Annotated in this window: 15 protein-coding genes and 1 other RNA gene; 6 read left to right on the forward strand and 10 right to left on the reverse strand. The window is 34.4% G+C overall.

Annotated elements, in window-relative coordinates; all coding sequences use genetic code 11:
- The first annotated feature begins 86 nt into the window (after positions 1-86).
- Both H6F62_RS09320 and H6F62_RS09325 read left to right on the forward strand, forming a co-directional pair.
- Positions 87-1997 carry an ATP-binding protein gene (locus H6F62_RS09320; RefSeq protein ID WP_137907467.1) on the forward strand — a complete coding sequence of 637 codons (1911 nt, stop codon included), beginning with the start codon at positions 87-89 and terminating at the stop codon, positions 1995-1997.
- 24 nt (positions 1998-2021) lie between these two features.
- Positions 2022-2918, forward strand: coding sequence for a hypothetical protein (locus tag H6F62_RS09325; protein ID WP_190371873.1), 897 nt, complete (start codon positions 2022-2024; stop codon positions 2916-2918).
- A gap of 170 nt (positions 2919-3088) precedes the next feature.
- Here the strand turns inward: H6F62_RS09325 and rnc are convergent, their stop codons facing one another.
- The 6 genes from rnc to H6F62_RS09355 form a co-directional block, all read right to left on the reverse strand.
- Complete coding sequence (gene rnc / locus H6F62_RS09330) at positions 3089-3811, reverse strand: ribonuclease III (RefSeq protein WP_137907469.1); 723 nt, start codon at positions 3809-3811, stop codon at positions 3089-3091.
- Positions 3812-4012: 201 nt separating this feature from the next.
- Entirely contained in the window at positions 4013-6760 is a 2748-nt protein-coding gene (locus H6F62_RS09335; RefSeq protein WP_190371874.1) for a DNA methyltransferase, read from the reverse strand.
- Between the two features lie 300 nt (positions 6761-7060).
- Positions 7061-7425, reverse strand: an RNA gene (gene rnpB / locus H6F62_RS09340) — RNase P RNA component class A.
- Between the two features lie 86 nt (positions 7426-7511).
- Positions 7512-8210, reverse strand: coding sequence for a hypothetical protein (locus tag H6F62_RS09345; protein ID WP_028084564.1), 699 nt, complete (start codon positions 8208-8210; stop codon positions 7512-7514).
- 270 nt (positions 8211-8480) lie between these two features.
- Positions 8481-8627: a hypothetical protein gene (locus H6F62_RS09350; RefSeq protein ID WP_190371875.1), complete on the reverse strand. Its 147-nt coding sequence runs from the start codon at positions 8625-8627 to the stop codon at positions 8481-8483.
- 524 nt (positions 8628-9151) lie between these two features.
- Positions 9152-10039, reverse strand: coding sequence for a hypothetical protein (locus tag H6F62_RS09355; protein ID WP_190371876.1), 888 nt, complete (start codon positions 10037-10039; stop codon positions 9152-9154).
- A 443-nt stretch (positions 10040-10482) separates the two neighbouring features.
- Here H6F62_RS09355 and H6F62_RS09360 point away from each other — a divergent pair, with 443 nt between their 5' ends.
- Positions 10483-10968 (forward strand): DUF4149 domain-containing protein, encoded by a 486-nt coding sequence (locus H6F62_RS09360; RefSeq protein ID WP_190371877.1) that lies wholly within the window; start codon positions 10483-10485, stop codon positions 10966-10968.
- Here the strand turns inward: H6F62_RS09360 and H6F62_RS09365 are convergent.
- Positions 10965-11246 carry a TMEM165/GDT1 family protein gene (locus H6F62_RS09365; protein WP_028090900.1) on the reverse strand — a complete coding sequence of 94 codons (282 nt, stop codon included), beginning with the start codon at positions 11244-11246 and terminating at the stop codon, positions 10965-10967. The two genes, H6F62_RS09360 and H6F62_RS09365, sit on opposite strands and share 4 nt — an antisense overlap.
- A 54-nt stretch (positions 11247-11300) precedes the next feature.
- The gene (locus H6F62_RS09370) at positions 11301-11678 is read right to left on the reverse strand and encodes a TMEM165/GDT1 family protein (RefSeq protein ID WP_190371878.1); all 378 of its coding nucleotides are present in this window, start codon (positions 11676-11678) and stop codon (positions 11301-11303) included.
- A 310-nt stretch (positions 11679-11988) separates the two neighbouring features.
- Here H6F62_RS09370 and H6F62_RS09375 point away from each other — a divergent pair, with 310 nt between their 5' ends.
- Both H6F62_RS09375 and H6F62_RS09380 read left to right on the forward strand, forming a co-directional pair.
- Positions 11989-13215: an ATP-binding protein gene (locus H6F62_RS09375; RefSeq protein ID WP_228036607.1), complete on the forward strand. Its 1227-nt coding sequence runs from the start codon at positions 11989-11991 to the stop codon at positions 13213-13215.
- Positions 13212-13943: a hypothetical protein gene (locus H6F62_RS09380; RefSeq protein ID WP_190371879.1), complete on the forward strand. Its 732-nt coding sequence runs from the start codon at positions 13212-13214 to the stop codon at positions 13941-13943. The genes H6F62_RS09375 and H6F62_RS09380 overlap by 4 nt, the downstream gene beginning before the upstream one ends.
- Before the next feature lie 89 nt (positions 13944-14032).
- Here H6F62_RS09380 and H6F62_RS09385 read toward each other — a convergent pair whose 3' ends face one another.
- Positions 14033-14383, reverse strand: a complete 351-nt coding sequence (locus H6F62_RS09385; RefSeq protein ID WP_137907474.1) for a YkgJ family cysteine cluster protein — start codon at positions 14381-14383, stop codon at positions 14033-14035.
- Between the two features lie 165 nt (positions 14384-14548).
- Here H6F62_RS09385 and H6F62_RS09390 point away from each other — a divergent pair, with 165 nt between their 5' ends.
- Complete coding sequence (locus H6F62_RS09390) at positions 14549-14668, forward strand: photosystem II reaction center protein Ycf12 (protein ID WP_137907475.1); 120 nt, start codon at positions 14549-14551, stop codon at positions 14666-14668.
- A 95-nt stretch (positions 14669-14763) separates the two neighbouring features.
- On the opposite strand, the gene recJ is transcribed toward H6F62_RS09390, so the two are convergent.
- Positions 14764-16809: a single-stranded-DNA-specific exonuclease RecJ gene (gene recJ, locus H6F62_RS09395; RefSeq protein ID WP_190371880.1), complete on the reverse strand. Its 2046-nt coding sequence runs from the start codon at positions 16807-16809 to the stop codon at positions 14764-14766.
- Between the last annotated feature and the right edge of the window lie 43 nt (positions 16810-16852).

Genomic DNA, 16852 nt, shown 5'->3' on the forward strand with positions numbered 1-16852 from the left:
GCTTTATCTTCTATAAAATGTCTCCTTTAGTGAGTGTAATTACATATCTTTTTATGGCGGTTTAAGAATGCGAAAAGAGACAACAGATGGTTAAATCTAGTCAATCGTCATTTAGACGAATTTTAGTAACAAGAATACTGCTGGTATTTGTCCCGGTTTTATTAGTAGGTGAATTAGTCGCCCTGAATAAAGCCCGTTCTAGCCTTTTTAATACAGCCAGACAAAATTTAACAGAAAGTGCAGTTAACAAAGGAGAAAAAATTAGTGACGATATTGCTGCTTTACGTTCCAATTTAATTACCGCTAGTCAAACGAAAGTAATTCATTCTGGATCATCTGTAGAAATTCAACAATTTCTTAAACAACTCAAAAACCAACTACCAAACCAAATTGATTGTTTACAACTCACCCATATTAAAAAAGGTGATATAATTGCTAGTAGTTGTGGTGATCAAGAAATTACCCCATCAGGTTTATCTCCTACCAATAATGATGTTGATATTCAATTTATATTACCACCTCCAGCAGGAAAAACTGGCAAACGAGATAAACAAAATCAACTCCAGTTGTTTTTATCAGTTCCTGTTGCTAATCAACGTGGTAATTTAGCTTACCGATTAAGCATTAAAACCACATTATATCAACAAACTCCCAATCATCCAGGCTCTCTGACTGGTTCTTTAGTTGTAATTTCTGAAGATGGTAGGGTTTTAGCTCATCTATTACCGGAAAGAATCGGTACTAATATTAAAAATTATCCCGATGTAGAAAGAATACAAGCTATAGTTAAAGATGCTTTAGCTGGAAGTAATAATTCTAGTAATTTATCTTTTAAAGAAGGAGAAGAATTGGTCGCTGGTTTTACAGCTACTACTAAACCTATAACCACAAAACCATCACAAAGATGGATTATACTAGCAGTTACAACTGTAGAAAATGCCCTATTTGGTTTAGAAGAAATTAAACTAATTCTGATTGTGCTAACAGTTGGTTTAATTGGTGCAAGTTTATTAGCATCATTTTATTTAGTTCCTTATTTAGCAGGTCCAGTAGAAGAACTGCGCGACTATGCTGTTAATCTTCATAGTCACCACGCAGCCCAACCTATTCCCCGTAATTTCAAAATTCGGGAATTTAACCAACTAGCACAAGCATTAGATCAAATGGTAGAAAGACTCAAAGATTGGGCTGAAGAATTAGAAATTGCTTGGAAAGAAGCTAAATCAGCTAACCAAATTAAAAGTCAGTTTTTAGCAACAACTTCCCATGAATTAAGAAACCCACTTAATATTATTATTAATTGTGTTCGTCTGGTTCGTGATGGTTTGTGTGATAACAAAGAAGAAGAATTAGAATTTCTCAAAAAAGCCGATGATACAGCAATTCATTTATTAGGTTTAATCAATGATTTATTGGATATTTCTAAAATAGAAGCTGGTAAACTTTCTGTAATTATAGTACCTCTAGATTTACGTCAATTATTATTAGAGGTAATTAACTTACAATCAGTTAATATCCAATCCAAAAGACTACAATTAATTTGTGATATAGGTGATCAACCCATCCCAATTAAGGCAGATATAGTTAAACTTAAACAAGTGCTAATTAATATTATTGGTAACGCTACTAAATTCACAGATGAAGGTAGTATTCAAATTAGTACAAGTATTTACACAAATAGTCATCAGCCTTATGCTATAGTCTCCATTAAAGACACAGGAATTGGTATTGATCCAGAAGAACAAGGTAAACTATTTCGTCCCTTTGTCATGGTTGATGGTACAACTACGCGCAAATTTGAAGGAACTGGATTAGGTTTAGCAATTTCCCGGAATTTAATTGAACTGATGGGTGGTAGAATTAGTTTGCAGAGTTTGGGTTTAAATCAAGGAACGACGGTAATCATCAAATTACCCTTAACTGATCTAGCTTTATTACCAAATACAGAGAAAAAAGATGCTATTGGTAATGGAGTTAGGAGTCAAACTAGCCGATAAATTAAAAAGTAAAACATTTCTGAAATGAAACGATTTTTATCAAGTATTCTTTTCGTGACAACTTTATTAGTAGCTTCCGCTTGTTCATCAACTACTAAATCTACTAATAAATCTACTAAAGTAGAAGTTTCTCCTAGTATGATGATGAATCATGATCAAGATTCTATGGGTGGACATGAGGGACATTCTATGGAAAATATGAATCATGAAAATAATTCACAAACAACTACTAAAGCGACATTAAATACTCCCAAAACTTTAACTCCCAATCAATCAGTTAATTTAGTCATAGATATTCAAGATGCTACGGGAAAACCTGTAAATAAATTTGATATTTTCCAGGAAAAAATCATGCACTTAATTGTAGTTAGGGATGATTTAAACTCTTTTGCTCATATTCACCCCGAATACAAAGACAATGGACGATTTCAAGTAACTGCAAAGTTTCCAGAATCAGGAAATTATACACTTTTCAGTGATTATAAACCCGCTGGTGCAAGGGAAAATGTCTCTTTAATGAAGATCACAATTCCTGGTACAGTTTCACCCCCAAGAGATTTAGAAAAATTCACAAAAACTAAAACCTTAACAGATACTAAAGTCAATCTGAATATGTCTGAAAAAAATCTGCAAGCTGGTAAAGAAGTAAGTTTAATTTTTGATTTAAAAGACAATAAAAATCAACCCATTCAAGACCTACAACCCTACTTAGGAGAAAAAGGTCATTTAGTGATTATTAAAAGTTCGTCTCCCCTGACAAAATCCGATTATATTCATGCTCATGCACTCAAAAATAGCCCAGATGGAAAAATAGAATTTGAGACAAAATTTCCCAAATCAGGAATATATAAAATGTGGATGCAATTTAACCGTAATGGAAATATTAAAACCGCAGATTTTTGGGTAAAAGTAGAAGAATAGAAGCATAGATTAGGCGGTTATAAACCGCATCTACACAGACATAACCCACAAAGGTGGGTTTAAAATCCTTTTAGCCTCGTCCTCCCTTGGGGGGAGGTAATTGGTTTTATTTTCTATGTTATACCACCTGTAAGTATATATATTCACATATAAATATCAGATGATTTTAATTACTCCTCTGTCAGATGGGTGCTAATTAGCAAATAAGCCTCCTTTGCAGCAGCTTGTTCAGCGGCTTTAATAGAACGTCCTTTACCTTGTCCTAACATTTTTTCATGTAGCCAAACTTCAGCAAAGAAGCGTTCATGATTGCGGTGGGGTTGACTAATTTCTAAAACTCGATATTCTGGAAGAACCTTAAATTGTGCTTGAGTCCATTCTTGCAAAGCCGCTTTATAATTGAGTCTAGCAGGGTCAAGACGGATTTCTGTGGTTAGCTGTTGGAAATGGGGATCTAACCAAGGACGAATCAGGTTAAGATTTTGAGTGCTAAGGTAAAGCGCACCTAGAACTGCTTCAAAAGAATCTGCTAATCGTGATTCTTGCCCGATATGATCAGCAGTAGCACTACCAGCCACCAATAAATATAATTCTAAACCATATTCTCTTGCTAATTGGGCGAGAATGCGATCGCTCACCAAAACCGAACGAATAGCGGCAAAATCACCAACGGAGCAATTAGGGTAATGTTCCCATAATACCACAGCCGCCACGAGACGTACCACCGCATCGCCCACAAATTCTAGTTGTTCATAATTGGCGGTATCGGAGACGGTAGGATGAGTTAGTGCCAAGTCCAATAATTGCCACTTTACTGGTGCATTTAGTGACAAACCAAACTTTTGAACTAAACTTTCAAGCTGCCGTTGTCTTCGGGGATAAACGCTGGACATTAGGTAAGTGTGGAAAAAAGGGCTAATAACTCTTAACTTAGCATTAAATTATGGAGTATAAGTACAAGTTGTTTTTTGTGGAAAAATTTTCTGTCTGCATATTCTCAGAATTGCAACTAGCTGCGGAATGTGGAATTGAGGTAAGATAGCATACCATAAATTTATGGTATAAGTTTACTTTATATTAATTTTATTTAACAATTAACTGCTTTTTTTCGTTCTTTTCTTTTTCTCTGGTTTGAGTAAGGGAGCATTTAAGGCTTCATATTGACTAAATAAAAATTCAATTCGATTTAATTCACTGACAAAGGGCTGGGGACGATAACATAAGTCTACGGCTTTATCTAATATTTGATGTGCCTTTACTAAGTCTGGTGGCATTGTCAAGGGATCATATAAATCGGCTAAACTACTATCAGGATATTTTGCTCTGGTGTCTAATACTGCTTGCGCGGCTGTTTCTACTTTCTGTTTTTGTTTCTCATTGACGTTTTCAGGAAAGGGATAGTTATTATAAACGATGGTATTGGAATAGCGAAAACGACTTTCTAATCTTCCACATACATATTTTACCCATGTAATATGCATTTCTGAAGTAAGAATACCAAATAAATAGAGAGTAGCATTAGGGATACAACTACAACTATTCGCAACAATATTATCTTTGTTAAATAGACCGATGGGAATATATTTTCTATTTTCAGATGAGTGTAGAGGAATAATTATATAATTACTATCAGGTTGTCTATTTTCAATAAACAATGTAGGAAAATCTGCCCATTTTACCGTTGATTGTTTTGTACTTGATAATCTCATTTTTCTAACTTTAATGACTCTATCAGACAATAATGGCAATTTTTTTAATTCATTAGGTTGAATATCTTTAAGCCAAAAACACCAACGTTTTTTACCATTAAGAAATTCATCAGCAGAAATAAATGGTTTAATAAATTTTTCTCCAGATGGTTCTTGAATGACATATTCTACCTTTTCTTCCTCAGTCATTAAAAGGTTTCCTCCATCTGTAGGCTTACTACCATAGATCATTTCAGGTACACTAAAAATAGGCTTAGTTCTCTTCAAGATAACTAAATCATTTCCTGGTGCTAAATACGGATTAATATTTTTAACTTTCCTCTCTGTTGGTTCACCCTTAATATTTACATAATCAAAAACTCTCTTATTTTCAATATCCTCTAAACCAAACCCAATAATTACACAATGTACAGCAGCATTACCTTTAGCTTCATTACTCCAGCTAAAAGTACGATGAGCAAAATGTATTTTTATTTTGTAATTATTGTAAAGTTCTTGCCAAATAATCCCAACTTGTTCACCTTGTGATATAGAATTTGTACTCACAAAAGCACAACGAATATTTGTATCTTGTATTAACTGAGCAGCTTTGATATACCAAGCACTTACATAATCTAAAACACCTGAATTTTTTATACTATTACAAACATATTGCATATCCGCTTTTTGTTCTGCATTTTGTAGCTGTTTACCAACAAATGGGGGATTTCCTAAGATAAAACTTAACTTTTCCTTGTCGACAACGGTTTCCCAATCAATTCTTAATGAATTACCATGAACAATTTTCGCAGATTTAGTTAAAGGAACTCTGAAAAAATATTGACCAAATTCATGACTAACCTGAATATTCATTTGATGATCAATTAACCACATTGCCACCTCCGCAACACGCACCGCAAATTCATCATATTCAATACCCGCAAATTGATCTACATTAACCTTAATAATATCTTGAATATTAATAAATTGCTGTCCATTTTTATTCAATGCTTGCAAAATTTTCATCTCTAGATCTCGCAATTCCCGATAAGTGATAATTAGGAAATTACCGCAACCACAAGCAGGATCAAGAAAATAAAGATTAGCGATTTTTTGATGTAATTTTTGGAGTTTACCCCGATTACTTTTGACCTTTTCTAACTCTAAATATAAATCATCTAAAAATAGAGGTTTAATCAACTTTTGAATATTTTTTTCCGAGGTATAATGAGCGCCTAAATTTCGTCTTTCTGTGGGATTCATGACCGCTTGAAACATCGAACCAAAAATAGCCGGTGAGATTTTACCCCAGTCAAAACCACAAGCTTCTAAAAACATTTCCCGCATTTTGCTATCAAAAGCAGCGGGTTGTAAAACCTCTGCAAATAACTTACCATTCACATAGGGAAACTGAGCCAAATTACTATCTAAATTTGTTAATCTTTTTTCCGGTGGTGTATTTAATGTATGAAAAATAGAAGCAATGTGCATTGCTAAATCACTACCATCTGATTTAGTATGTAAATCAATATATTCCCAAAAAATACCTTTATCAAAAATGCCTGTATCATCAGCAAATAAACAGAAGAGTAACCGCACTAAATAGACTTCTAAATCATGACCTCGATAACCAACTGCTTCTAGTTTATCATGTAGTTTACCCATTAATTCAGCGGCTTGGATATTGACCGGATCTTCATCTTTATAGGTGCGTTTTTCATAACCAGCAATAAAACCGAATAAATGAACCTGATTAATAAAATCTTTGAGGACAAATTCTGTGGTAATATTAGTATCTAAATCGTAGAGTTTAAACTTTTGGAAATCAGAAACTAAAATATATTTTGGTAATTCATGTTCTTTTAAACCAGGGAAATAATCTTTGGCTTGCTGCATAGCTTTATCTAGACTTTTCCCCCTAGATTTATGTTCTACTAAAATTACACCCTTCCAGAGTAAATCAATAAAACCTTGTTTATTATCGGCTTTTTTGACAGATTGTTCAAATGTTGCCACCCTGCGACGAGAAATACCAAAAACATGAAAAAACCCATCCCAAAATGATTTAGCTTCTGCATCTTCTGAGGTTTCATGTTCCCATTCTTGAGAAAATGCGATCGCTCGGCTTTTAATTTCGTTCCAGCTTAATGGCATAGTAATAGTATATTTCTACTTGGTTGATGTTTTTTTATAAGTCTGTTTCAATTCGTTTAAGAAATTAAAATGCTTTTCAATAAAATTTTTCTCATGGGGATTTTCTACATTTTCTAGTGCCAAATTCAAATCTCTTTGGGCTGCTTCTAATAATTGTCCGCATAGTATCCGTCCAGTTTATATCTATAGTTAATTATCATAGAGCTATGATAGAGCGATCGCCTTTACCCAAAAAAAACTTAAATCTATCATTGTGAAAAAACGAACTATGGAAAATAAAAAATCCATAATTCGCTTAAAAAGAGAGAGTCGGTAGTAAGCCGGGTTCTGTTCTCTTGCGAGGGCAGTTATCTATCTGGGATGCTTGTTACCAAACACCTCTAGCGGCTCTTTTTCAGCGGAACCGGTAAAAGACCAACCGTAGTTCCTCCGGCCTTGCTCCCAACCGGGGTTTACCGAGCCAGCGCCTCTCGACGCTGCTGGTGCGCTCTTACCGCACCTTTGCACCCTTACCAACCAATAAATTGACTGGCGGTATCTTTCTGTGGCACTATCCTCACGATCACTCGCACTGGACGTTATCCAGCAAGTTTGGTCTTTCGGGAGCCCGGACTTTCCTCAAACCAGTCTGAATGACTAATCTGCAACTGCCTACGCCTACTCTCCCCCTTTCTCTAGTTTACTTTTAATTACATGAAAATCGCAAGACTCAGATCCCTGATTTTTTCAAGCAGTCGGGGGTATTCCTAGATTACTTTTTATTCCAAGGTAAGGCGTAGGTCCAAGGGAGTTTTTTAATAGTAAAAGGACAATTAATAATTGACACTGGGGGAACATTTATTCCCGGTGCTATACCGACTCTCATTTCTGAAATTCGCAATACAAGTTGTAAGGAAAATTCTAAATTTTTTTTACCATCTAAAAAGTCTTTGTATAACTTTTTATTCCCTTTAACTCCCGCTACATTGATTAAAGGTGAAGCTGGTTTATAGACTCCTGATTCTTTATCTCTTTGAAAAACATCTTCAGCGGTGACATTTTCAGAAATTGTCTTTTTAGGGGCGATAATTGTCGGCACTTGGGGTATAGCTAAATCCCGGGTTAAGTCAGGAGATTTGCGAATTACCCGCCGCGACTGCTTGCTATGTTCAACCACAAAAGAACTATTATCCCAGTCAACATATATAGCAATACTGTCTGATTTATTTTCAATACTCATGGATAATTCTTTTAAATCATCTTGCACTTTATCTAAACCATAAGTACCTGTTTTAAAAGAAATACCCACTGTCTCCTGAAGATTTTGTTCTTTTAATTGATTATCAACAGCACCTTTTTGGAAATCAACTTTAACTATATCGTCTATAGATTCAATCATGCGATTAAATGTCCAATAGACGGTAAGTATATAAATCATCAAAATAATCAGATTTTGGTCGCCATTTTGCATTTTTATAACCCTGATCTTCTACCGATTGACAAATGGTAACATAATCTGAACTATGATTTGTCTGATTTCTTTAATTTCTGTGATCAACTTGTGTGATGTGATTGGATATGATCTTCTTATGTGTGACTGTAAATCATGAAAAATCTACTTTTCTTCACCCAGGCTTACCCTACCTTATGCCATTACTATCTTAAATCATGATCATCACCAAAAAAATCTGCCCAAATTCTAGTTTAGACAGTTTAAAGGCTAATCAAACCACCTGATCAATTAACTTGCGTGTTCCCAGTCACTGAGTAATTCAGACTGCTGATTTTTACTTTTGATTTTACGGACTGGTACTTGAGGAGTTCCAATATCAACTGGAGAAAAGGACTGCTTCTTTTGAGCAGACTTGCGTTCTTTTGTATTATTCATGACTATTTTCACTTTCTGAAAACTTTCAACTCTATTTAAGTTTTCAATGTTGATTTAGCCCATACCGGATAAAAGATTGAGTTGATTATGAGATTAAGCATTTATCAATCTATCAATCTGTCAGATTTTTAAAGATTTTTATATTTAGTAGTTTCTACTACAAATTCTTGCTTCTCACCTCCAATTATCAGGGCTTAATTAGCAAAATACAGTATTAGTTGATTTCCTAGATAAATGTTAATCATTTAGCCATCATTCCCCAGACTGATTTAATATCTTACTAATTTTAAATTCTAATTTTTGTAGTTTTTTTCGATGAAGATACAACAGGAATAAATACCCATTATGAGCAGATATAATTCTCAAATTATCAACATTAAAATTCAATTATGGATAAATGAGTTTTATCTGTATAGCTACAGCCAGGGTAATATAGCAGTTGTGGTGCGGGCATCTTGCCCGCCCAAATTGTACCTCACCCTGATGATAATCCGCTGTAAGTTATTTGCTATTTAACAAAAACTTTACTGTAGAATCTGATGCTGACAATATTTTTGGGTTGGTGTGACAGAAACAACTTCCACCTCTACAGGTTTTTCTGGAGTCGGGTTAATGATAAATTCACTTGGTCCTTGATGGGGTTGTTGAGGATTTCCCCAGTCATAGGTATAACCTAAACCAGACCAGGGATAATATTCTTTTTTAGCATTGCTATAGGAATTGGTGTATATTGTCTTGACCACAGGACTATTATCAGGAACAGGTAAAGGTAAAAGATCGCAACTAGAATCGTTAATTTCTCCATCAATACATGGTCTCATTAGATCTTCTCCTTTTACCCACATTTCCACAAAATGGGTTTTGGTAGAATACTTATTCAAAATTAACCCCAAATACTGTTGTAATCTCAATGAAAGTTCAATATGATCAGGAATATTGCTATCAGTTGCTTGATATTTTTGACAAAATTCTTTAACCTGTGGTACTGCTGTAAACCAAGTTTGATAAGGTAGCAGTTTTTTTGCACCTATTGGCCAGTCTGTAGTGGGATTACTTGTATATTTCCAAGTTGACATCAAATATTCTATTTTGCCATTATTTTCTCTTGATTTGATTTGTGGATTATTTGCAGACAAAGCCCAAAGATTATTCACTACTTCATCTGCTAATGGTTCTTTGGCATCTTCAATACTATCTGCTAATGTTTTTGTGAGCAAATTATAAGTTTCTGGTTGATATTGCAACAGATAGTCATAGACATTTTGAGTTACTTCTAATTGGGCTAATTGAGTTTTTGATGCGGGTGTATTATAGCTATTCATTCCTTCAGCTAATACCCTATTTTGCCATCCAAAAACTAAAAATGCACAACAAAGTAAGCCTACAAATAATTTGTGCTGCCAATTTTTCATGATTAATCATTCCCTACTTGAAATTTTTTATAGGCATCTTAAATGATTTCTGCACAATATTCGGTGGTGTTGATAGAGTATTGCCCAGCCTACGTATATTTGCAAAATCAAATCTGAATCCTATGTCAAACCTGATTCTACATGAAAATACTATTTTACTTCTGGTAAGAATTATTAATAAATAATTAAAAAATACCGATGGCTTTACCCCTTGTCTGAATCCTTACGACTAACCGATAAATAACCAATAAATAACCAATAAATAACCAATAAATAAATATTGCTATTCTCAATTATTTCTTAATAAAACTTTAAATTTGTTAACAAATCTGTCTGCAACTCCTTTAATAACTAGAATTTTTTGTTTGTAACAGTTAATTTATATTTGTTGTCAAATTCTTCTCTTGGTTAGATACTAGGAATACAACAAAGCAATTATTTTTATGAACGCTATTTCTAATCTGGAATTTAAACGCTCAACTTGGCAAATAGCCATTCTCTTGACCTTGGGCTTTTGGCTGAGTGCTAGTCTGGTTTTAGATTGGGTAATTATGCCTAGTCTTTACTTTGCCGGCATGATGAACGAAGCTAGTTTTTCTGTAGCAGGTTATGTAGTTTTTTGGAATTTCAATCGCCTAGAATTATTAGCCGCTACTGTGGTTTTAACTTCTGTATTGGCTATTAGCAAAACTCAATCTCATTGGCGCTTGGGTAGTATTGCATTATCTGGAATATTGTTAACAGTAGCATTACTAGATACTTATTTCTTAACTCCCCAAATGTGCGCTCTAGGAGCTAATTTCAGCTTACTCCCTAGTGATCCAGTCCCAGCAATTATGAACTTATTACACAGCGGTTACTTCCTGCTAGAGGCCTTTAAGGTCATAGCAGGAGGTATACTTTTAAATTGGTGTTGGCGGGAAATTTAAGCCTCATCAGTGTTAGGTAAGAGTAGACGGATAGCGAGAAGCGCAAATCCAATGGCAGCGATCGCTTTTAAAATGCGTGTAGGTAAAAATTCAGACACCGCACCACCAGCCAATGCTCCCAAGAGGCTAGTTAAGACTAAAGCACCCGCTGTACCAAAAAATATAGCCTTTCGAGATTGTCCTTGTCCAGAAAGAGCGATCGCTGCTAACTGACTCTTATCACCTAATTCTGATAAAAACACTGTCACAAAGCTCAGTCCTAAAAGATTCCAGTCCATATTTTCCTCGGTTGACAATATTTGACAATACAATATTTGACAATATTACAAAAATTAACCCCGAATGACATCCCAGACCAACATCAGGGAAATTAGTAGCAACATGACACCGGCTAGTTTTTCAACAGTTTTAGGGCTGAGTTTCGTAGAAATCCAACCACCTAATAATACTCCTAATAAACTAGTAGTAATTAATGCTACGCCAGAACCAAGAAAAACTACCCAAGGGGCATGAGATTCTGCACTCATTAACAGGGTGGAAAGTTGAGTTTTATCACCAATTTCCGCGAGAAAAATCGTGATAAAGGTTGTCCCAAAGACCATAAATACAGATGTTTTGCTTTTGGGATCATCCTTAACTATAGTCTGATGTGACTGGTTTTCGGTTGCAGATAATTTAGGAATGCTGAATGGTGCAGTATCAATTTTCACGGTCGTTAGTTTTGTCTTTCAGTTATTTTCATATTCCTTTCATTTTCTCATATTGTTGTCATAAATTGCAACCTGATTAAATCAAAAACCCACAGCTTGATCAAAACGGATTTGTTCTAAACTGCGATCGCTTATTGCTGTACTTTTATTTATCAAGATGCAATAGTAAGCAAATAGTAGCATTAATTTTTTGCATGAAGAATACTAATGAGAATATGCGTTAATGATATTAAAAAGTAATCTAAAATAAAATCTCTTATCACAACTTTGGGCGCTAAAATACCGGATATAGAGCGAATTGAAGATATTCATGTCAGAAATTCTTTTAGATTCTCTATATAATTATTTGTTAAAAAAAGTAAGAAATATGAAAATACAGAGTTTTAAATTCAGTAATAATAAAGAAAATTGGCACATTCAGGAGGTTAAATTTGAGAGTCTAAATTTACTTGTCGGTGGTTCTGGAGTTGGAAAGACAAGAATTTTAAAAGCACTTAATTTAATTTGTGATACTGCAAAAGGTGTAAATCGTAATTTAGATGATTTGGAATGGAGTATCAATTTCTCTCATTTAGGACAAAATTATAGGTGGGAGTTAAAAAGTTCCTCAAGCAAGAAAGAAGAAATATTTCTAAATGTCAATGAGTCGGAACAGACTGAAATTATTTATGAAAAATTAGTTCGATATGATGATGATTCTGAACTGGAGATACTTATCCGTACTATTTCAGATTCAAAATTCAATAACGAAAAATTACCTAAATTAAAAAGAACTGAAAGTGCAATTACTCTTCTTTCAGAAGAAAATTTAATTATTCCAGTCCTTCAAGCATTTAGACGATTAATATTCAACTTTGAAACTGCTGAGACTCAGAGATTTATGCTTAAGGCTGATTATGATGATCTGACTCAAATTATTAATAAACTAGAAGAATTTTCTGATAAAATAAATATTTCCAGGTTTAAAGAAATTTTTACTGGTAGTTTGAGTTTGCCAGTCATAAAGTCTTTTTGTTTGCAGAAATTTTTGCCAGATGATTTCAATGAAATTAAAGAGTATTATATTGATGTTTTTTCAGAAGTTAACGATGTGAGAGTTAGTAGCGAGAGAACCTCAGATGGTGATTTTAGGCTATTCTTGGAAATTCAGGAGAACGGTGTAGAAGACTGGATTCCTCAACAGCGAATTTCATCCGGTATGTTTCGTACTTTAATTTTTTTAATTGAAGTAATTACTGCTCCTGAAGAGTCAGTAATTTTAATTGATGAATTTGAGAACAGTTTAGGAATTAACTGTATGGCTGAATTAACAGATTTTATCCTTGATAAATCCTCAGACATACAGTTTATACTTACTAGCCATCATCCATATATTATCAATAATATTCCTTGGGATAATTGGCAAATAGTTAATAAATCTGGAAACAAAGTCAGAGTCAGAAAAGCTCCAGATATTCCAGAACTGAACACAGCATCTAGCTTAGATAAGTTTACTCAATTAATTAATTTACTTGACTGGGAGGAATTTTCCGAGTGAATCTTTTATTTTTAGTAGAGGGGGGAAAGACTGAACCAAAAGTATATAAAGCATGGTTACAACATTTATTTCCTAGCTTAACTTTTGTTGTCCGACCTGAAGATATGACAATAAATACTTGTCGAATTATTGCAGGGGACGGCTATCCAAATATGGTGAGTAAGCCTAAGCAATATCCAGGAGTTTCTCGACTGGAAGCCTGTTTAATTGATATAGTAAAATTCGGCAATGTCAATCATTTTTTTATATGTATTGACTCTGAAGAAAATTCTTATACAGATCGTTTTCATGAAGTGAAATCTAAACTTGATGATCTCAAGTCAGGCTGCAATATAGATAGCTCAAAAACAGAGATTCATATAATAATTCAGCATTGCTGTTTTGAAACATGGGCATTAGGTAATGCAGAAATTCCTAACGAATATAGTTCAATTGTAAGTTCTCAAGTTTTATCTGATTTTCAGGCATATTACGATATTTTGGTCAATGATCCTGAAGAAATGTCTTCATGTCCACCTGGATATATTTTTGGGACAAAAGCGAAATTTCATGAACGTTATCTCCAAGAATATCTCAGACGATTTGGTTTGTCTTATAGTAAGAAAAATCCAAAGGTTGTAGCGGATAAAAAGTATCTAGATGCGTTAAAAAAGCGATGTGAATCAATGAATCATTTATCTAGCTTGAAATTATTGTTAGATATATGGGACAGCATAGAAACTTTGTAATCAGTAACAAAATTTAGATATATGAAAGTGAATCTCCCATTGATTACTACGCTCAAAAACACAATGAGAGAATACCTATATGAATTAAATCAAAAACCCACAGCTTGATCAAAACGGATTTGTTCTAAACTGCGATCGCCATAAACTCCTTCAATCTGCTGACGACAGCAGTCAATCGCAAAATCGTTTACATCCTCTGCTTCAATACCATACATTTCTGCAAAGGTTTCTGCTTCTACACGACAAAACCGAGGACGGTGAGGATAAATTTTACATTCCCTTGTACCATGATCATAATTTACACACCATCCCCCTTCACCTATCATACTGAGGTAAAGTTCTAAATCCGGTGGTGAAAGATACTCTTCTAAGTCTGGACGATCCGCTGGTGTTAAGTTACAGCAAGCCCCACACTGAGATATACATTGCCAAGTAGCCATATTTTTAACCTTCTGCTATTGCTGCTATTTTACTTTTTTATGACTTTTTCTATAATTTTGTGAACTAAATTAAATTTTAGATCCCCTAAAAAGATATGATAAATTACGGGTTTGGCTATGAAATTATTAAATCTTTTTAAACCATTAAATCATTGGGAGGAAAAAATGGACATTTTAGCTAACATCAATTGGGAAGTTGTCTTACAGTTGACTTGCGTGGGATTAATTGTGATTTCAGGTCCCATAGTCATCTTTATCCTAGCATTTCGCAACGGCAACCTGTAAATTAGTTAATGGGTAATAAGTAAGAGTTTATCTAATCACCATTACCCATTGATAACAATCGGGGTTAAATCCCCGCTTCAAACAGTTTTTAATCTTTAACTCATAGCACAGGTTGATAAAGCCTGGATTGCCTTTTCAATAATTCCCTCATATATAGGTTGAGATAAGTTTACCTGTGCAGCATTTTCGCGGTTGAAACCTAACAGACCAAATTTATCATCTGGCCGCATCACTAAAACCTGACCTTCGGAATTTTTGACCCTTAATTCTTTACCCATACCATTTTCATAAATTCCACAAGTGTATTGACGCTGTTGATATTCAAAACTCACCGCTGATAAATTTGATGAATTAGTGAAAAGTTTGAGAATATGATTTGGAAGTTTTGCACCAATTAACTCAAGTTCAAGATTAATTTGACCATTAAAGTTATTTTCCCGTAATTTGTAAGCAATATCTAATCTTGACGGTAAAGGAAAATAATCACCCCAGCGCCATGCTATCCCTTTAATTTCCACCAAGTTATTATCAATATTTTGAACTACAGTTAATTTAATATGACCCTTACCAACAATTTTTTGTGCAATCACTTGGACATTAGGAGTCCAAAATATAGGGTCTGAATTATCAATACCACAGGGATGGAGAATATTTAATTGTTGCAAAAGATCCTCATTAATTTCGTGAAGATTCACTTGAGTATCAATTTTCAAAAGAGGTTTGAGATGTTGAATTTCTAAACATCTATTTGCAAATTCCGACAACCGCAATCGAAATTCTGGTAAATTTTCCGCTGGTAAAGAAAATCCTCCCGCAGCCTTGTGTCCTCCAAATTTACCTAATAAATCCCGACAACTATCTAAAGCCGCAAATACATGAAATTCAGCAATTCCCCGCGCTGAACCGCGAATTATGCTGTGATTTTCATAAGTACCAATAAACACCGGCACACCATAACGTTCTAGTAAACGAGAAGCCACAATACCAATGACACCATGATGCCAATTATCTTTGATAATAACTAATACGCGGTCTTTTTGTAAAGAGTTTATATATAAATCCTCAACCATAGAAATAGCTTCTTGTTCAATTTCTTCACATATTTGCTGACGTTGAGTATTAGTTTGTTCACACTGAATAGCTTTAGCTAATGCGATACTAAAATCATCAGTTGTCAGTAAATCAATGACAACTTGTGGATCACCAATTCTACCTATAGCATTAATTCGCGGTCCTAATCGAAAACCAATATCTTCCGGTTTTAAAGATTTGGAATTTTGGTTTTTTTCTCCTTCACTAGCTTGCACTCCTGCAACTTGAATTAATGCTTGTATCCCTGGTAAATTAGATTTTGGTAATAATTTTAAACCCCGTTTTACCCAGCGACGATTTACACCCGTTAAAGGGGCTAAATCAGCAATAGTTCCCAAAGTAAATAAAGCTAAAAGTGGTTGAACTAAACCTTTAATTTCCCCTAACTGTTGTGCTAGACAAACTGCTAAAATATAAGCCACACCCACACCGGCCACACCTCGATAGGGAGAAGATTCAGCTATTAGTTTTGGGTTGAGAATTGCATTAGCTGGAGGTAATTTTTCTGGAATATCATGATGATCTGTGATAATAACTTTTAAACCTAATTCTCTGGCTTTGGTAATAGGTTCAACAGCAGAAATGCCATTATCTACAGTTAGAATTAGTTTTACACCTTCATCGTAAAATTCTTGGACAATGCGGTTATTAATCCCATAACCATCGTGCATTCGACTAGGAATAGCATAATCAATATCAGCACCCAAAGCCCTAAGACTTCTTAATAGTAATGCAGTGCTGGTCATACCATCTGCATCATAGTCACCACAAATAGCTATTTTATCATTATTGGCGATCGCTATTTCTAATAATTCCACACTAGCAGCTAAATCGGGAAATTCTGCCAGAGGAGAAGGTAAAATCAGAGATTCAGGTTCTAAAAATATCTTTGCATCTTCGGGAGTTTCCATGCCCCGATTAATTAATAATTGGCCGATAATGGGGGAAGTATTCGTTAAATTTGCCAATTTTTCGGCTAATTCTGGATTTAATGCGGCAATTTGCCAGCGTTGATTAGGTAAGCGTTTGGTAGATTGATGATTAGTCATTCGTCATTTTGGTTGTGTAAACTAGACCTATATTCTTTTCGAT

Source organism: Anabaena sp. FACHB-1391, assembly GCF_014696755.1.
Lineage (GTDB): Bacteria > Cyanobacteriota > Cyanobacteriia > Cyanobacteriales > Nostocaceae > Dolichospermum > Dolichospermum planctonicum.